The following is a 16,384-nucleotide window of genomic DNA, read 5'->3' as shown; positions in this document are numbered from 1 at the left end:
CTTAGTCTAACAACTCCGCTCCGCCAAAAATATTGCTTATGGTTTCTATCTCGTCGTTTTTTTGGATTTCGCTCTCCTCATTTTTTATTGGCTCAGCTAACTCAAAATTATTTTGATCAATGGACTCGGGCTGACAAGGCTCAATTTCTATTTTGCTGACAGGGTAGCCTAGGTCGTTGATAATCGACAGCAGTTTGGCGTTGTTCTTGGAATTACCAGCTTGCTTAGCATGAAACGGGAACGCAAAGCTCAAATAGAGGTTGTCCCCTTCTAACCGAGCGCTTGCCATGCGCAGCATACCATACAGCGAACCATGGGTTGTTTTTGCGCTGTTCAGTACCGCTAGCCAGTCAAAGTCAATCTTCGCAGAGTTAGTAAGCCTAGGAAGTTCAGGCGGAACCTTTTCTTTTCGTATAGAATCTTTAGAAGCTTTGCTTTCATTTGGAGATTCTGTTTGAGGTTTTGTCTCGGTTTCGGGCTGTGCTTCGTCCTTGCCTGAAGTCAGAGCTTGGTTTTCTTTAGAACTATCCTGCTCTACACTAGTTTCATGATTAGGCGGCACATAGTCGTTAGGTGCGGAGCTATCAGGCGGACTGGCAGCCTCAATCAGAGCTATTTCGAGTGCAGCCATTGGATCGGCGAACTCATTTAGGCTAAGAAGCTCGCGCAGCAAGTTGAGTATTGCGCGTTTATTTAGATTCGTACTATCTAAAAGCATAGCTCGCAAGTGTTTTGCTAAGCTGGTTGCTGCTTGATTGGCGGAAACGCCCTCAATTGTCAGCTGATTGATGGTCGCAATTATACCAGAAATATCTTTGGCCTGCAGGTGATCGATGATTAGTTTAATTTGCTCGTCTGCGGGCAGCCCAAGGCTAGATTCAACTTCGGCTTTATTGATTTTTCGCTTACTTGAAGAGATTTGGTCTAGCAAGCTAATTGAGTCACGAGCGCTGCCTTCTCCGTATGTCACAATTTTGTCGATTGCTTCATCGTCGATGTCGATTTTTTCAGCATTTGCAATCTTTTTGAGGTGAGCTTTCATGTCATTGCTAGAAATTTGGCGAAAAGGAAAACGCTGAGTTCGGCTGATTATCGTAGCCGGCACTTTGTGCAACTCGGTGGTGGCAAGGATAAAAATAGCGTGCTCCGGTGGTTCTTCGAGCGTTTTTAAAAGCGCGTTAAAAGCCTCTCTTGTCAACATATGGACTTCGTCAATAATGTAGACTTTATACTTTGCGCTAGTTGGTGTAATGTGAACTTTGTCGCGCAAGTCTCGAATCTCATCAATACGGCGATTACTAGCGGCATCAATCTCTATGATATCTAAGTGCGTTGACTCATCTGTGTATTCAAGCTCATTTATCTCGTGAGCTAGGATTCGTGCCACCGTAGTCTTGCCGACACCTCTAGGGCCAGTAAACAGGTAGGCATGACGTACATTGCCGTTTTTGAGTGCGTTTGTAAGAGTCGTTACGACATGCTCCTGTCCTACGACTTCCGATAGTTTTTTAGGCCGCCAGCGGCGGTACAAGGCATCCCTCATTTAGTACTTATTATGACTGATTGTCGCCAGCTTTAACAGATAAATGCTACGTAATTTTAGCTACATTTGCCTACAAAGCAACAACCAGTAAGCCGATAAACGACAGAGTTGCGGCTAGAACTAATAGCCAGCCGTTATCTTTTTCTTTTAGCCAAAAGTGGCTAACAATTATACTGAGTGGCATCTGAAAAGTGGTGAGTAGAATAGCAAAACCAATGTTGTTAAGCTTATTTAAAACCGAGATGTAAGTAAAACCGCCCATTGCAGCAAAAAAGCCAGTAAGAGCTGCACCAGTTAACTCAAAGCGGTTTAGTTGATGAACAGTTTTACGGCGAAACTCTGGTAACGCCGCTACTGTCGTGCCTAAAGCCTGAACGCCATAGCCGACGATGAAGTAGGCTGCCGCATTGAACTTACCCAAAGCCGCCTTCTCTGCCACTAATACAATGCCCAGTGCAATACCTGAAATTGCAGCCAGCACTGAACCACGTAGCGAATGCTTGTCTTTGCCGGCTTTTCGCTTGGCAGAGTGGATTGCTAAGTAGCAACCGACTAGCATTATTATGCCTCCAATAACTTGTTTGGGCGTTAGTTTCTCGCCTAGCAGTGCCCAACCAAGAAGCGTAGCCACCAAAACATAAAGTTGCGACAGTGTTAGGTAATTTGTTACAGTAATCAGTTTCTTAGAATCATAGGCAGCGATACCAAAAACAGATATAAATAAGCCAATCACAAAAAGTAGCGAAAAAGTTGCGACATTCCAAACAAACACTCTTTTGTCCGCTAACAGCCCGATTACCAATCCTACAGGTAGAACTCCGAGAGTATAAGAAACTGCTGAAACTAGCCTAGCTGAAAGCTTGGTACGAACTGCGAACCAACGCGAAAAAACTGAATGACCTACGGCAAAAAAGTAATAAGAAACAAGATAAACTGGCCAACTCATATCAGTCACCTAGTAATTCTACTAGAGTGCGGCTTCTAGTGCTGCCCACTCGGCGTCTTTATCGTCTTCGGGAACATTAATACTAACCTGATCGCCAGGCTTGGCTTTGAAGTAGGTGACGCTTGCTAGTAGTACTCGGAACTCTCTTTCCCCGACAGTAACGATATAGTGTCCTTGGTCCTGGGTTAATACACCTACAACTTGCTTACGTGGGATTGGGCCTATTTGTTTGTACATAAAGGCCCCGTCATCAGCGATAGTGAGCTTCAAGATGTCGCCTTGAACTAGTTTTGATTTACTGGCGTAGTTAGCTGGAACTGGGTAGGTTTTGCCGTCTGCGCCCACCATATTTTGCCCGTCGAAAACTCCTTCGATTACTTTACCGATGTTTTCCTCGGTTGTTGCATGAGTTGCTGCCGGATCATCTCCTACAAGTGAAGATAACAATTCCTTGGCTGCCGCTAAGTTTGTTTCGGCTTCGCCGATTAAGGCTCTCAACCTCTTAATCTGTTTATCTGGTACATCTGCCATTTTTGTTTACCCCTATTTCCTAGAAACCCCTTTTGTTTTACTCGCAATATTCCACCTAAACGTAGCACGAACCCACAATTTAGTCAAAGAAAAACATGGGAATCTGTGGATAAATTAAGTATCTCCTGCTCTGTCTTCTTGTTAGAAATTATCCTGAAGTCAACTTAAATGCTACTTAAAATTTTCATTTTCTAACGCTTATGCTATAGTAAAGTTATAAATCAAAAATGGTGGGACAAAAATGGAGGGTAAAATGAAAAGCTCTAATTTCCGCCGTAGCACAAGTATCGTAATAGCAATACTTTTGGGTATTGCTGTTGCTAGTGTATTTCATAAAACAAAACAAGAGTTAGCCGAGCCAAAAAATCAATCAGCCCAGAACCAACTTGAAACAGTAGAAAAAGAATCTGGTTCGGGAGACGGTCTTACTGTTACATCAGAGGGTAGTATTGATGCCTCGGCTGTGCAACAGGCTGCACCGACGGCCGAAGCGCCAACTACTCAAGCAGCCGATGCGGCCGCTTCTTCGTCGACAACCGCGACAGCTGGTAATAGTACACCGTCTACAACAAAGGTTGCAGAAGAAGCTAACGGCATGGTAGGCGGCGCCACTGTAACTACGAGCGGCGATGTATTTAGTTATACGGCTCAAACTGGCGATTCCTACACCGTCCTTGCGCGTAAGGCTATTCAAACTTACGGTCTGACGGAAAAGGTTAACCTGTCTGAAGCCCAGATTGTCGCTGCCGAAACAGCATTAACCCAAAACGGCCACGATAAACTGCTAGAGATCGGCCAAAAAGTAGATATTGCTAAAAATGATGTAGCCACTGCCGTAAAAAACGCTCAAAGTTTGTCGACTAGTCAGCTAGCCGACTGGCAAGTCTATGTGCCAAGTGTTAATTTCGACACTAGTAAAGCCGGCCAGTAGCCTAACACTCCCAGGAGAAGTCGGGGTGACCGAAGTGTCCGTAACGAGCTGTTTGCTCGTACTGCGGACGCTTTAAGTCTAAGTAATCAATAATACCCTTCGGTGTCAGGTTGTAACCTTTTACTTCTTCTTGCTTGCCGTCGATTGTCACTGTGGCTTCTAGCGGTTCGGCGTAGCCAATCGCGTAGGCTAAGTGGCAAAATACTTCACGAGCGCCGCTTTTTTTCAGATAGTCGATAGCTATTTGTCGTGCCATATATGCAGCAGAGCGATCAACTTTGCTTGGGTCTTTACCACTAAAACAACCACCGCCAATCGGTATGCGTGGTCCGTAGTTGTCAACTACTAGTTTTCGCCCGGTTAGTCCCGTATCGGCGTCAAAACCTCCCTGGTGCCAGTCGCCAGCCGGGTTTATGTGTAGATTTGCAGACTTTTCGGTAGGCGAGTCTATCGTCGAGAGCCAATCTTTGACAGCGTTTTCTAGCTCGGTTTTTTTTGCGTTTTGAAAACTAGCAACAACGCTAGTGATCATGTTATTTTTGAGTGTAATTTGTGTTTTTCCGTCGTAGGGCCATTTATCAAACAAAAATTGATTCAAACTTCTCGAAAGAACTACCTCGAGTGGTAAAAGCTGAGGAGTTTCATTGCAAGCATAGCCAACCATAATACCTTGATCTCCTGCTCCGCCGATGTCAACACCTGCCGCAATTTCTGGACTCTGCTTAACTAGCCGAACTTCTACTTCGACATCTTCGCCAGCTATTCTTTTAACTATTGGTTCTATTTCTGGGTGTACTTTAGAAGTGACTTCGCCGACAACAAACACTTTGCCATGACCTCCAACAGTTTCAATCGCTACTCGTGAATTAGGATCTCCGCTAAGATAGGCGTCCAATACTGCATCGCTAATTTGATCACAAAGTTTATCTGGATGCTTAGGGCTAACACTTTCTGCTGTTCTGAAGTTTGACATGTAATTTTATTCTCCTTGTTTTGAAAAATTGTAAATTGATAATTGAAAATTAAGCCTAGTTTCACAAAAAATATAAAAAGCCCGGCTATACAGGCCAAGCTTTAGTTGTCGATAATCTTATGCATATCTTTCCTTTCGGCTGAATTTGACACCGTTTGACTTATCGTCTCGGTTGTCGGCGGATCAGAGGGTCAGTTCCCTTCCCGCACTCTAGATATTATTATGCAAATTCATTTTACCACATTAAGCCTACTACTTGAGAAGTTCTTCCCAATTTTGTTCAGCTATAGCTTGTTCGTTGGCGTAGATTGCCCACAGTCGTTCTTTTTCCCAAGACTCTGTCAATCGAAAAGCGGTGACCCCAATACCCGTGTTGATTGCTAGGGTGCAGAGTTCGTCGCTGATTGTTAAGGCTGGGTAGAACTCCTGAAAACGTTTGGCTGCCAGAGAATCTAGTAACGGAACGGTTTCCGGACGCCTTTTTATGCCCAAGGCCATCACATCAAAAATAGTAGAGATTTTTTGAGCTGGGTCTGCTTTAACTGAGTAAGGATTATCATTTATGAAATCTCTTGCCACAGACTTCTTGAACTCTGCATCTACGCCTATAGTAAGTAGCATTTGAGCAACTACTAAAGTGCCCGAGTAAGCAACAATCATGTCAAATTCGGCTTGCAACGCTTCGCTTTGACAAGGCAGTCTAGAATCTACAATTGACATACAGGATTTACTGACGTCTGCTGGCATAAGTCGCAATGTTGAGACCGTCAACTCGGCTTGCTGGTATGCAGCATGCAAGCTGCTTTGGGCGTATGTAGACATCAAGCCACATCCGTCATATGTATAACTATCGGGCGGAACGTACCTACTCATAAAGTTAATTTATAACAAATTCGTAAAAAAATAAAGCGGGTGTTACCCCGCTAAATTTTTTAACAGTACTTATTAAGCTAGCTCTACTGTAGCGCCTGCCTCTTCGAGGGCTTTCTTGGCAGCTTCAGCGTCTTCTTTCTTAGCTTTTTCTAAGACGGTTTTTGGAGCGCCATCAACAATTGCTTTGGCTTCACCAAGACCAAGACCAGTTACGTCTTTAACGGCCTTGATAACAGCAACTTTCTGTGCGCCTGCGTCCTTAAGGACTACATCGTACTCTGCTTTTTCCTCGGCAGCTGGAGCAGCATCGCCGCCTGCGGCAGGGCCAGCAACAGCAACAGCAGCAGCTGCAGGCTCGATGCCGTACTCATCTTTTAGGATATTTTTTAGTTCGTTTACTTCGAGAACGCTAAGCTTGGTTAGTTCCTCTGCTAGTTTCTTTACATCTGACATTTGAATTCCCTTTCGATTAATGATTTGTGATGAATGATTAAAGAAGTAAATCCTTAATCGTTAATCGTTCTTTTTGGCCTTTAGGCCGATGCTTTGGCGGCTACTGCGTCGAGCAATCCGTGCAAGTTGCCAGAAAGTGCGTTGGTAACATCGTTGACTGGCGCTAGTAGCATAGCAACTGTTTCAGCGATAAGCTGATTTTTGCTAGGCATTTTAGCCAGTGTTGTCACCTCATTAGCGTCCAAAAACTTGCCGTCTGCGCTAATTGCTCCGACAAATTTGAGGCTTGGCTCGTCTTTGGCAAATTTATCCAAAACTTGAGCAGCAGCTACTTCGTCTTGCGGGTTGAAGGCATAAAGCAGCATGCCTTTTAGCTCGCTTGTCGAAACGTCCTTTAGGCCGTCATTTGCCTTCAGGGCTTGTACTACAAGTCGGTTTTTAACAACTTTTACAGTTGTGCCAGCTTGCTTTGCATGCTTTCTGAGGGACTGTAGTGATTTAACAGTGGCTCCTTGGTACTGGCTGACCACTGTCATCTTTGAAGTTGCCAGAAGGTCTGAGACTTCTTGCACAACTTCGTTCTTTTTTACTTTGGTTAGTGCCATGAAAATAGAGTTATGAGTCGCGAGTCACGAGCAAGAGAAGTAATGTATTCTTATCTCTTGTCTCTTATCTCTTGTCTCTAACTAATTCTCCTTTTCAGTTAGTTTATTTTTTGTTGAGCAGCTCGACCTTTGTATTGTTGCTCGCCTTTTGTTACCGAGAATCAAAAAACGTCCTCTTAATCGAAGACGCAATCTAATGCTCAAAAACAATAAAGATTTATTGCCTCGGCGACCTTTTCAAGAATTTCTTCCGTCGCTGTCTTCGGTAACAGATGAATTATAGCAGATTTAACCGACAACTACAATACAAAAATCTATGCTCTAGTCATCAATAAATCTCTGATTTTTCGATGGACGTCGGCGCCTTTTTGGCTTTGAACTGTTTTTGTGGCATACGACGTAGCGACCGGGTAAAACTTACCAAAAATACGAGGGCTTGTTAGGTTGATAGTATCTAAGGCATGGGCTAAGGCCAACTTACCCATATTACCTATTAGAGGGATATGAATGTTTTCGGGTATGTTTGGGTAGTCGTATAGCGCATGCCGCATTTTTTCAATGAGCATCAACGCCCTCACTTCATTTAGTTGTTCCGCTATAGATTGCGCGCTTTCGTATGGTGTTCTTTTGCTCGTATCTACAGCGAGCTGGATAGACAGTACGTCGCACTCTGGGCTAGACGACACGTCAGTATTAACTGTGAACCCTGCGTGAGTCCAGCCTGTAGAATGGACAAACATAAACCTAACAGATCTGTCGGCTAACGGTATAATGGACATTTCATAATTAGTTTGGGTGCTTCCCCACGCTATTGCTGGACCCCTAGTCTTCATTTTTCGGTTTCGTTTCTTACTAATTTTAGATCTGGCAGCATAGCAACTAAGTGTGTTGGTACGACTGCGCCATTTTTTATTCTCCACTCGGCGTCTTCTAGCGCGGACTGCGGTCTTCTCATTTTTTCTGGGTTAAAGCCGTATATTTCGTATTCCATACTAGTCGCTGTAATCCTCGTAGTAAACATAAGTCGCATTTTCGGTAGCGCTAGCGCCTAACTCTAAGATGTAGCTTAGCGGTATTCTGTGTTCGTAATGAGCTGGTGACGGGTATTTTGATTCCACTTTGTAAAACTCCTAAATATTAAAAAACTTCGATTTTGGATCGAAGCTTCTGTTTTTTGGCTTGTGCAGGTTGTTTTATCTATGCTTCGACCCAATTCCAACACAAGCCACGTCGAGAATCACGAGACTTACCTTGCTGAAATCTGCTGTATTTAACATATACAAACCAGAATAAACATGACATCAAAGGCTGTCAATATTGACAAAAATAGAAACTAGAGTATAGTACTGTCGATGTCGGATATTTCTAGACAAAGGTTCTCGGATCCAAATTGCGAGTCAAAGGTGACGGATAGCGCTGTTGTAGGTGAGCGCGTAGCTTCGTTTACCTTACAACATTTACTGACACAGGATTTTGTAGATGTTCTTTTTTCGGGCGTTAGTTCTTATGACGAAAAGGAGAGGAGAGCGAGGTTTTTAGTCGATGAATCGTCATTATTCACCATAGGTTTTCTTGGTGTCTTCGGCGTCACTACGATAGAAGATTTTAACAGTGTATTAGCAGACATGGAACCACCATTCGGTGCCGTTGCGCTGTCTATAAACTGCGAACAAGTGAGTGAGCAACAGAGAAAAGACTTACTTTCGCGAGTGTCGGCCGTGCCGAATCCTCCTGTGATTCTAAGGATATCTAGACTAACTGATCTAGCTTAAATTGCGTTGCTCGCTCCGCTGCGAGTCTTGTAAGTTCGGGATCCTCTGCCACATTGACGAACTTCATTCCCCCGGCAATGATTGGATGTACCTCGGAGAGTTTTTCGTGCATTTGTAGCACTAGTTTTCGGTAACCAGGATGACCTTGAGGGCTGGTGCGAAGTTCATTGAAGTGGTAGGCTTCGCGTGCATTGTAAGTCATCTTCCAGCGCATCTTGTGGCCCAGTAAAGTGGCGTATTGTGATTCTAAACTATAGCCCTTCTCTGTAAGATAGCTGTGCAGCGCCAAACTTAAAGCGAAGGCTTGCTCAAATAATTCTGTCAGGCCCGCTTCTTCGACAAGTTCAGGGATCTCGTATCCGTAGCGAGGCGTCAGCTGCTGCCATTCCATATCGTCTACCATTCGATGACGCTGAAGGTCGCGGAAAATCCCATAATCACAGATCAGATCCCAGCTATAGTGAGCTTTTTCGAATGCCCGCCCAGGCTTGTGTCGTCTATTTAGTCGTTCGCCGATGTATGCTTTAAGAGTTTCGATTTTTTTGTCTACGGGCCAGCTTGTCACCTCATTTCTGATGGTCAGAAGCGGTAAATTACTGTGTTCGTAGACTATTTCAGCAACCAAATCTAATTCGTTTCTTGGCCATACATCTGTCAAGACCACTGGGTTCTTAGCCGCAGGCGCAAGATTTTGTGGAAGATTCTGGTTGGCTATATTGGCAACCGCTTTTTTAGTAATATTGCGGTAGGCGATTGTTGCGCCGCCACGATCAGGCTTATCGGCTCTCTCTAAGAAAGTACTGACTACTTTTCGTGATTCTTGTAATATCTGCTGTCCAACTTCTCGTGCTTCTGGCAGCTCATCGGCTAGAAGATTCATAATCATATTCTCGAGTGCCTGGCCGCTAGCAAAAATTCCGACGGTAGATTTGGTGGCAACTGGCAACATGTGTCGTGCAGCATCGCAAGCTTGAGCCCGAGTTGCTCCCTGCCAGGCCACGTCTCGCTCATCCTGAGGAGTTTTTGAATTACTTCGGACGTAAGTTGTCAGATCATGCACCAGCTTAGAGTAGACATCAAAGATAGCATCCATAACTTTACAATACTGAGTTTTGACGGCTTCATTGAAGTGAGTTGGCACAAAGTATTTATAGTTCCCCTGGCTATCCTTCTGATCGTAATAAATGTAGCGGGTTGATTGCTCCAAGTAAGCTGCTAATCTTCCCCATTCGAGCTTCTTTGTTAGCAAATTACTAGCATTCTCGACTACAATGTGTTGGCCGACTAACTGTTGGACGGAATCATCGCCATAGGCCGTGATCACACGTTGCAGTAGCTTCTCGTCTTTGTTGGCTTTGCTGCTGGCAAATTCATCAAGTAGTGTTACTCGCATATCATCACCGCGGCGGCTAAGCCTAGCCATGGCGGCAGCGATAGTTATAGGGCTCATTTCATCTGTAAATGCGTAAACATTACCGCTGACGTTGGTGACGGCTGATTGCAAAAAGCGCTTGCCAGATTCCGTTATCTCATAAGACCCGTTTGGTTGTTTCTGAACGAGTGGTTCGTTGGTTAGATCAAGAGGCGGCGGCGAAGTTTCACCCCTTGGACTCTCGTGCTTAATAAGCTTACCTTGGCCCTTTTTGGCCTTAGGCAGGTCCTGCTCAATCAGTTTCCACAGCATATCGTGAATAGCCGCTTTACTCATCATCTCGCCGCTTCTAACGCAGTCCACTCGAGCGAAATCCTTCGGCATCAAAGTGCAGAGTTCATCATAAACCATCACTGCTTTTTTGAGGTGTTCTAAGTCTGCTTCATGAAGATCGCGTTTTTTGTCGGTGTAGTCTCGCTTAGCTTTTTGATCGACAAGCTTCTGGGCAATTTCTGCCGTAGCACGCAGGACAAAATTCTTTGTAGGACGAGGAATCCCGAGCATGCCAAACTCCAGATTATCGAGCCACAAAAAATAGCCTTTTCGTTCTTCACTGGTGTCAAATTTAGTTCCCTGATGGCCCATGTTACTGGCAACAAAGCGATTTGACAGTACTATATAACCATCTGCTAGAGCTTCTTTGATCTGATCGCGTGCGGCGAAACGATCTAGTGCATAAAAAAGCGAAGCTGTGAACGGCCCAACTTCTTCGCTTGTGCCATAGTTGCCATTCAAATACTCTCTGACGTAGTAGCTGCTGGGCTCGCTGTATCTAGGGAAATCGAAGACTGCTACTTTGTGACCAGCCTCAACTAAGCGTTTGGTCAGTAGCTCAAATTGAGTTCCTTTACCTGTTCCGTCGGTGCCCTCAATTACAAAAAACAGACCGTTTTTTTCGCTAATGTTCATTTTGCGTCTTCCATTCTCTTCATTTACTATCGTGCTTTTAAACCGGCGATCACTCCCGGTAATGTTCTTTGATCTTTGTAGGCTCTAGGCAACATTTGCTCTGGCGTCCAGCTGGCAATGATCTCCTCGAGGTCACTTCCCTGCTGGTACTTGCCGCTGAATCCTTGGTCGCGGCCTTCGCCATAACTGCCTTCAACTTCACCGGTTGTCAAGAAAACGGCCTGGGCTATTCTCTCACCTACTGGTAGTAGAACAGTTTCGTGTTCGTTCAGGTTATAAATCTCCAGAGTAAGACGATTGATGTAACCCGGGTCGACCCAGCCAGCATCAAAACAAACCGAAACACCGTTACGTCCCCAACTTGAACGAGCTTTTACTTGGTAAGCACCAGGCGGTTTGATGCCAAAAAATTCATGGGTGTGGGCCAGAATTCTCTCGCCAGGGCGAAGTGGTATTACGGGATGATCAAGCGGAATGTTAGCTAACGGCTTTACGCCGTTGGCGTTGCACCAATCTTGGTGGCTAACGGCTTGTTGTAGTTCGCCGAAGTAGCGGCGTACGTCAGATTCGTCAAAAGGATTATAGACAAAGCCGCGCTTCTCTTGACCGGTTCGGTAGTAATAATAGCCTAAGGTGACGTCGAGGCTTGCGTGGGCTACATGTTTAGGGTTATAGGGCTGGCAAATTATGTGGCCATCAGCTATAGCCTTTCGGATGTCAATATTGCTATAAACACCGGCCTGTGGCAAATTAGACTGCGTGCTGTCATTACTAGACGAACTGTTACCCTCACTCGACATACCTATAGTTTACTTATATTGAGAGCTGGTGTGAATAGCGGTTTGTTGTGTTTTTGTAAAAGTTGTTATTATTACGCTATTGCTTAAAAGTATTTTTTGGCGATCCACTCGCAAATTTGATACGTCGCCTTAAACAATTTACCATCGTCTAACTTTGCCGCTACTTGTTCGAGTGTGAACCAGCCTATGGCGCTGGCACCATCAGGATTTTTGGTTAGAGTAGCCGTTTTTGCCTTGACTAGGTACGTTAGGTCTATGTGCTGGTGGGTAGGACTAAAGTTATGTTCACTCAGATAAAAAGGCAGTGGTAAGGTCGCTTCGGTAGTTAAGTCGTGATCTACTTTTGGGTAGTCTGGTTGGCCGACGAAACCCCACTGGTCTGGCTTAAGGCCAGTTTCTTCATATAATTCGTGATTCAGAGCTTGGATAGGGTTTTCTTTTAGCTCAATGTGCCCGCCCGGCTGTAGCCACCTCCCAATTTTGTTGTGATGTAGTAGCAAAAACTGTGGTTTTTCAGGGTGCAAGACAAAAGCGCTGACAGTGAAGTCCTTTAACTCGTGTATGTGTGCCATAATTCCACTATACTGACCCTAGCTCGACATAACAACACCTATAAATATACATTTTAGCTAGTAAAAACTTAGTTTCGGAGTGTTTTACGTAGCGGTTAACACGTAAAATACGTCGTAGCGATAAGATTTACAGATACAAATTAATATTTACTTGGGCTGACTAATGTCGAGCTGGGGTTAAACTATAAAAATTATGTTAATTTAGGAAGACATTAAGAAAAGAAAAGGATAGTTGTCTAACACAGACCGCCACTCGCGGACTATTGAATAATAGTTAAAATATGATACAATAAAACAACATGCACGGAGATTTACTTACTAAACAACCTATTTATGGGTTCTTATCGACAACCGAGTTAGGTGTTGGAGATATTAGTGGCGTTATGGTTCCAGGTACAGCTGGCGATAAACGTACGCAGTTTTATCTTGAAAGCACAGCTGAGAGTACGCCGTGCTTAAGTTCTAGAGAGCTTGGCGCTACTGCTCTAACCGACAGATCAGAAAGCCATCAATCAGACACAGAAACACCAGTCACTTTAGACACCGAAGAGGCAGCCAGAAAAAAGATATTAAGGTCTAACACTAACCGGCTAAATAACTGGTATGGCGACTCGTTTATTAAAGGCGAGCTTAATAGCGACGGAAGCTATGCCGGTAACGGTGCCCGTGAGTTATTAGCTCCCTACATGGAACAATTGGACTTTGCTTTTCAGCTGAAGAAGATTATACCCAACCCCCACCAGGCCCTACAGACACTGCGAGCTAACCACAGTTATATAGCCGCAATTTTAGAGAGACACTACTATGAGCAGGGAGAGATTCGGCTGACGGAGCCTAAGAACCCATACGAGCTAGCCGCGTCGGTAGGCTACAAACTTCATGGTCCGCTTAACTTGGTAGATGAAGTAGCGGCCTTTGAGCGTGATTACAGAGGCGGCGAGAGGCTTTGCACCTTTAAAGAAATACCAGAGAGACTAAAGCAGTACCATATTATGTGGCTGCGTCACAACGATGCCGATGATACTCTGCCGGCTAATGAGCTGACTGCCGATAACTTAAGCGAGGCCTGGAAGCAGTACCTTCGTATCATAAACAGGTACGACCCTGAAACTGATAGGTATGATCTAATCAGGCTTGCACCAACCCGTGAAGACCCATACGGAGTATCCAGTATGTCGGTACAGATCAGCCGCAGTGGCAACCATGTATCTATTAAAAACCGCTACAATCATACAGTCACTAACCCAGATAATACTTACAGCAACGATCTTGACGCTGTTGCTCACGGACTAAGACATGCACTTTATCATCATGTTGGGCGTGATGATTTGATGAAGCTTGGAAATACGAAACTGGGTGACAACTATACATTAGACAATGACGGCGGTATCCACTATTACTACTACGAACAGGACAACGTATACCTAGGTCATTATGAGCACATCAAAAACGGCCTAGTAACAAAAATAGACAAAGGTCACTACGACATGCTCTCGCCAACACTCTACGTCAGTAAAGACGGTCAGGGTAAACTAGCAGGGATTGATCACGATACCAGATCTAATATTAAAGTCCTTGCTGATGGCCGACATGAGCTAGTGCTTTACGGTGATAAAGGTAGTCCAACCCATACTTACCACTATACCTATAACGATAAAGGCTTTGTCGTAAACCTAGAACTAGCAGTTGAAGCGGCAGCAGAGGTAAATGATATTTTTCTATATCCGAACCTTACCAGCCTAACCATTGCTGAGGGTGCAAAAACTTGGAGTATATATGGTAACCCGAACCTTACCAGCCTAACCATTGCTGAGGGTGCAGAAGCTGGGAGTATATATGATAACCCGAACCTTACCAACCTAACCATTGCTGAGGGTGCAAAAACTTGGAGTATATATGGTAACCCGAACCTTACCAGCCTAACCACTGCTGAGGGTGCAAGAACTCTGGGCATATGTGAAAATCCGAACCTTACCAACCTAACCATTGCTGAGGGTGCAGAAGCTGGGGACATATATGATAACCCGAACCTTACCAACCTAACCATTGCTGCGGGTGCAGAAGCTGGGACATATATGATAACCCGAACCTTACCAACCTAACCATTGCTGAGGGTGCAAAAACTTGGAGTATATATGGTAACCCGAACCTTACCAACCTAACCATTGCTGAGGGTGCAGAAGCTGGGAGTATATATGATAACCCGAACCTTACCAACCTAACCATTGCTGAGGGTGCAAAAGCTTGGAGTATATATGATAACCCGAACCTTACCAACCTAACCATTGCTGAGGGTGCAAAAACTTGGAGTATATATGGTAACCCGAACCTTACCAGCCTAACCATTGCTGAGGGTGCAATTGTCGGCGGATAAAAGGTAATAAGCTTAATTTCAGGAGATACCGTTAGTTAGTTTATTATCTATAGATAGTTAACGTTTAAACCTTAAACTCCAGGAATTACGCGTTTAGTGCATTTTCGGATGAAAATCAAGTACCGAAAGCCGAGCCGTACTTAACGTACAGTGAGCGCGGAACGGAGATTTTCGCCAAAAAGGTGCAAACGCGTGATTCCTGAAGTCTAAGCACTAGATAGTATCAAGTATTAAGTATCATGTATAAAGTATGAACCTTTGAGTAGTAGTAAGTAGTTGGTAGTTGGTAGTAAGCGTAAAATTCTAAATCCTAAGCACTAAATTCTAAAATAGACCCTGGACCCTAGACCCTAGACCCTAGACCCTAGTTCTTGGCTCTACTTGAACTGTACGCGGTACGGGGTACGCGGTAGGGTAATATCTACTTGCTACTAGCTACAACCTACTAACTACTACTACCTACTAACTACTACTAGCCCATAGCTCTAATCACTCTAACCTCTAACCTATAACCTCTAACCTAATCATGGCTCTTGGCTCTATTTGAACAGTACGCAGTACGGAGTACGAGGTACTATGTATACGGTATTCAGTGTTCGGTATTTTTCTATAGCTCGGAGTTTAGAACCTTGATGCTTGGGCCCATGGTGGTTGTCAGGTATATGCTCTTAACGTAAATACCTTTGATACTTGATGGCTTGTTAGACTTGATGCTTGCTAAAATTGCGGCAGCGTTTTTCTCGAGCCGGACAGCCCCAAAACTAATTTTTCCAGCTCCTACATGGATAATGCCAGTTGAGTCGACTCGGTACTCTACTCGACCAGCCTTTGCCTCTGCGACTGCTTTGGCGGGAGTAGGTGTAACCGTGCCGCTCTTTGGGTTTGGCATGAGTCCTTTTGGCCCCAAAACGCGGGCATATTTACCAAGTTTTGCCATGACTTTAGGGGTAGCGATTAAAATATCAAAGTTAATTATGCCTTTTTCGAGCTGAGCCAGTAGCTCCTCGTCGCCTGCAATGTCGGCGCCGGCTTCTTTGGCGGCTTTGGCATCGTCAGGTTCGGCAAACACAGCCACCCTTACAGTCTTGCCAGTTCCTTCGGGTAACATAAGATTGTCTCGAAGGTTCTGGTCGGCTTGGCGTGGGTCGACGTTTAAGCGTATATGCAGCTCGAGCGTTGAGTCGAATTTGGTGGTACTAGTTTTGGTGGCGAGTTCAAGTGCTTCTTTGAGGGTGTATTCTTTAGACCTGTCGATAAGTTTGGCAGCCTCTTTCATTTTCTTACCAGCTCGTTCTAGACGCGTGCGGGTAGGTTTGATCGTAGTTTTAGAGGGCGAAACGGTTGACTCATCTTCATTTGTCTTTGACAGAGCTTCTTCTTTTTCGGCTACAGCCTTGGCGCTTCTTTTGCCAGCTTTGGCAAACTCTGCCTTGTGATCGCTCACAGGCAATGCTTCTTTGTCGTGTTTTTTGGGGGCTGCTTTGGCGATTTCTTCGCGTAGCTCTGCCATGGTGTTGTTGGCGTTGACGTGTTCAATGCCAAGCGCTTTTGCTTGTTTGATTAGATCGGCTTTTGTTTCGGCCATAAGTTTTTTCGCTTCGCTTTTGAGGACAACCTATCGGTTTTCCTCAACGCGCCGAGCAAAAAATATGATTTTTTGCTCGGGCTGC

16 protein-coding genes, 1 riboswitch and 1 other annotated feature are annotated in these 16,384 nt (G+C 44.7%); of the genes, 3 read left to right on the top strand and 13 right to left on the bottom strand.

Going from position 1 to position 16,384, the window contains the following annotated elements; genetic code table 11:
* Window position 1: 1 nt before the first annotated feature.
* From dnaX to IPO96_04990, 3 genes are all read right to left on the bottom strand, one after another.
* Window positions 2-1,543, bottom strand: a complete 1,542-nt coding sequence (dnaX, locus tag IPO96_05000; protein ID QQS64889.1) for a DNA polymerase III subunit gamma/tau — start codon at window positions 1,541-1,543, stop codon at window positions 2-4.
* A gap of 70 nt (window positions 1,544-1,613) precedes the next feature.
* Window positions 1,614-2,498, bottom strand: a complete 885-nt coding sequence (locus tag IPO96_04995; GenBank protein QQS64888.1) for an EamA family transporter — start codon at window positions 2,496-2,498, stop codon at window positions 1,614-1,616.
* A 12-nt stretch (window positions 2,499-2,510) separates the two neighbouring features.
* Entirely contained in the window at window positions 2,511-3,020 is a 510-nt protein-coding gene (locus IPO96_04990; protein ID QQS64887.1) for a hypothetical protein, read from the bottom strand.
* 253 nt (window positions 3,021-3,273) lie between these two features.
* Between IPO96_04990 and IPO96_04985 the strand changes: the two genes are divergently transcribed.
* The gene (locus IPO96_04985) at window positions 3,274-3,951 is read left to right on the top strand and encodes a hypothetical protein (GenBank protein QQS64886.1); all 678 of its coding nucleotides are present in this window, start codon (window positions 3,274-3,276) and stop codon (window positions 3,949-3,951) included.
* 1 nt (window position 3,952) lies between these two features.
* Here the strand turns inward: IPO96_04985 and IPO96_04980 are convergent, their stop codons facing one another.
* The 6 genes from IPO96_04980 to IPO96_04955 all read right to left on the bottom strand — a co-directional run bounded on the left by IPO96_04980 (window position 3,953) and on the right by IPO96_04955 (window position 7,846).
* Window positions 3,953-4,924 (bottom strand): methionine adenosyltransferase domain-containing protein, encoded by a 972-nt coding sequence (locus IPO96_04980; protein ID QQS64885.1) that lies wholly within the window; start codon window positions 4,922-4,924, stop codon window positions 3,953-3,955.
* A gap of 120 nt (window positions 4,925-5,044) precedes the next feature.
* Window positions 5,045-5,145, bottom strand: a riboswitch (SAM riboswitch).
* 31 nt (window positions 5,146-5,176) lie between these two features.
* On the bottom strand, window positions 5,177-5,797 hold the full coding sequence (locus tag IPO96_04975) for a hypothetical protein (protein ID QQS64884.1): 621 nt from the start codon (window positions 5,795-5,797) through the stop codon (window positions 5,177-5,179).
* A gap of 72 nt (window positions 5,798-5,869) precedes the next feature.
* Window positions 5,870-6,250 carry a 50S ribosomal protein L7/L12 gene (gene rplL, locus IPO96_04970; GenBank protein QQS64883.1) on the bottom strand — a complete coding sequence of 127 codons (381 nt, stop codon included), beginning with the start codon at window positions 6,248-6,250 and terminating at the stop codon, window positions 5,870-5,872.
* Window positions 6,251-6,330: 80 nt separating this feature from the next.
* On the bottom strand, window positions 6,331-6,855 hold the full coding sequence (locus tag IPO96_04965; GenBank protein QQS64882.1) for a 50S ribosomal protein L10: 525 nt from the start codon (window positions 6,853-6,855) through the stop codon (window positions 6,331-6,333).
* Between the two features lie 153 nt (window positions 6,856-7,008).
* Window positions 7,009-7,139 (bottom strand) — a sequence feature (ribosomal protein L10 leader region).
* Between the two features lie 30 nt (window positions 7,140-7,169).
* Entirely contained in the window at window positions 7,170-7,634 is a 465-nt protein-coding gene (locus IPO96_04960) for a hypothetical protein (protein ID QQS64881.1), read from the bottom strand.
* Window positions 7,635-7,684: 50 nt separating this feature from the next.
* Window positions 7,685-7,846, bottom strand: a complete 162-nt coding sequence (locus tag IPO96_04955; protein QQS64880.1) for a hypothetical protein — start codon at window positions 7,844-7,846, stop codon at window positions 7,685-7,687.
* 361 nt (window positions 7,847-8,207) lie between these two features.
* On the opposite strand from IPO96_04955, the gene IPO96_04950 reads away from it, so the two are divergent.
* Window positions 8,208-8,627: a hypothetical protein gene (locus tag IPO96_04950; GenBank protein QQS64879.1), complete on the top strand. Its 420-nt coding sequence runs from the start codon at window positions 8,208-8,210 to the stop codon at window positions 8,625-8,627.
* Here IPO96_04950 and IPO96_04945 read toward each other — a convergent pair.
* From IPO96_04945 to IPO96_04935, 3 genes are all read right to left on the bottom strand, one after another.
* Window positions 8,605-10,968 carry an FAD-dependent thymidylate synthase gene (locus IPO96_04945; protein QQS64878.1) on the bottom strand — a complete coding sequence of 788 codons (2,364 nt, stop codon included), beginning with the start codon at window positions 10,966-10,968 and terminating at the stop codon, window positions 8,605-8,607. The genes IPO96_04950 and IPO96_04945 overlap by 23 nt on opposite strands.
* A gap of 26 nt (window positions 10,969-10,994) precedes the next feature.
* The gene (locus IPO96_04940) at window positions 10,995-11,768 is read right to left on the bottom strand and encodes a deoxycytidine triphosphate deaminase (protein ID QQS64877.1); all 774 of its coding nucleotides are present in this window, start codon (window positions 11,766-11,768) and stop codon (window positions 10,995-10,997) included.
* An 83-nt stretch (window positions 11,769-11,851) separates the two neighbouring features.
* Window positions 11,852-12,340: an NUDIX domain-containing protein gene (locus IPO96_04935; GenBank protein ID QQS64876.1), complete on the bottom strand. Its 489-nt coding sequence runs from the start codon at window positions 12,338-12,340 to the stop codon at window positions 11,852-11,854.
* 299 nt (window positions 12,341-12,639) lie between these two features.
* Here IPO96_04935 and IPO96_04930 point away from each other — a divergent pair, with 299 nt between their 5' ends.
* Window positions 12,640-14,442, top strand: coding sequence for a hypothetical protein (locus IPO96_04930; GenBank protein QQS64875.1), 1,803 nt, complete (start codon window positions 12,640-12,642; stop codon window positions 14,440-14,442).
* 879 nt (window positions 14,443-15,321) lie between these two features.
* Here the strand turns inward: IPO96_04930 and rplA are convergent.
* Window positions 15,322-16,299 (bottom strand): 50S ribosomal protein L1, encoded by a 978-nt coding sequence (gene rplA, locus IPO96_04925; protein QQS64874.1) that lies wholly within the window; start codon window positions 16,297-16,299, stop codon window positions 15,322-15,324.
* Between the last annotated feature and the right edge of the window lie 85 nt (window positions 16,300-16,384).

It is taken from the genome of Candidatus Saccharibacteria bacterium (genome assembly GCA_016700315.1).
In the GTDB taxonomy this organism is placed as follows: Bacteria; Patescibacteriota; Saccharimonadia; order Saccharimonadales; family SZUA-47.
The sequence above is the reverse complement of the archived record's forward strand: the minus strand, read 5'-3'. Positions and strand labels throughout refer to the sequence as shown.

Coding starts and splice junctions, on each gene's coding strand:
- dnaX (QQS64889.1), bottom strand. CDS start 1,543: ATGAGGGATGCCTTGTACCGCCGCTGGCGGCCTAAAAAACTATCGGAA.
- IPO96_04990 (QQS64887.1), bottom strand. CDS start 3,020: ATGGCAGATGTACCAGATAAACAGATTAAGAGGTTGAGAGCCTTAATC.
- IPO96_04985 (QQS64886.1), top strand. CDS start 3,274: ATGAAAAGCTCTAATTTCCGCCGTAGCACAAGTATCGTAATAGCAATA.
- IPO96_04980 (QQS64885.1), bottom strand. CDS start 4,924: ATGTCAAACTTCAGAACAGCAGAAAGTGTTAGCCCTAAGCATCCAGAT.
- IPO96_04975 (QQS64884.1), bottom strand. CDS start 5,797: ATGAGTAGGTACGTTCCGCCCGATAGTTATACATATGACGGATGTGGC.
- rplL (QQS64883.1), bottom strand. CDS start 6,250: ATGTCAGATGTAAAGAAACTAGCAGAGGAACTAACCAAGCTTAGCGTT.
- IPO96_04965 (QQS64882.1), bottom strand. CDS start 6,855: ATGGCACTAACCAAAGTAAAAAAGAACGAAGTTGTGCAAGAAGTCTCA.
- IPO96_04960 (QQS64881.1), bottom strand. CDS start 7,634: ATGTCCATTATACCGTTAGCCGACAGATCTGTTAGGTTTATGTTTGTC.
- IPO96_04955 (QQS64880.1), bottom strand. CDS start 7,846: ATGGAATACGAAATATACGGCTTTAACCCAGAAAAAATGAGAAGACCG.
- IPO96_04950 (QQS64879.1), top strand. CDS start 8,208: ATGTCGGATATTTCTAGACAAAGGTTCTCGGATCCAAATTGCGAGTCA.
- IPO96_04945 (QQS64878.1), bottom strand. CDS start 10,968: ATGAACATTAGCGAAAAAAACGGTCTGTTTTTTGTAATTGAGGGCACC.
- IPO96_04940 (QQS64877.1), bottom strand. CDS start 11,768: ATGTCGAGTGAGGGTAACAGTTCGTCTAGTAATGACAGCACGCAGTCT.
- IPO96_04935 (QQS64876.1), bottom strand. CDS start 12,340: ATGGCACACATACACGAGTTAAAGGACTTCACTGTCAGCGCTTTTGTC.
- IPO96_04930 (QQS64875.1), top strand. CDS start 12,640: ATGCACGGAGATTTACTTACTAAACAACCTATTTATGGGTTCTTATCG.
- rplA (QQS64874.1), bottom strand. CDS start 16,299: ATGGCCGAAACAAAAGCCGATCTAATCAAACAAGCAAAAGCGCTTGGC.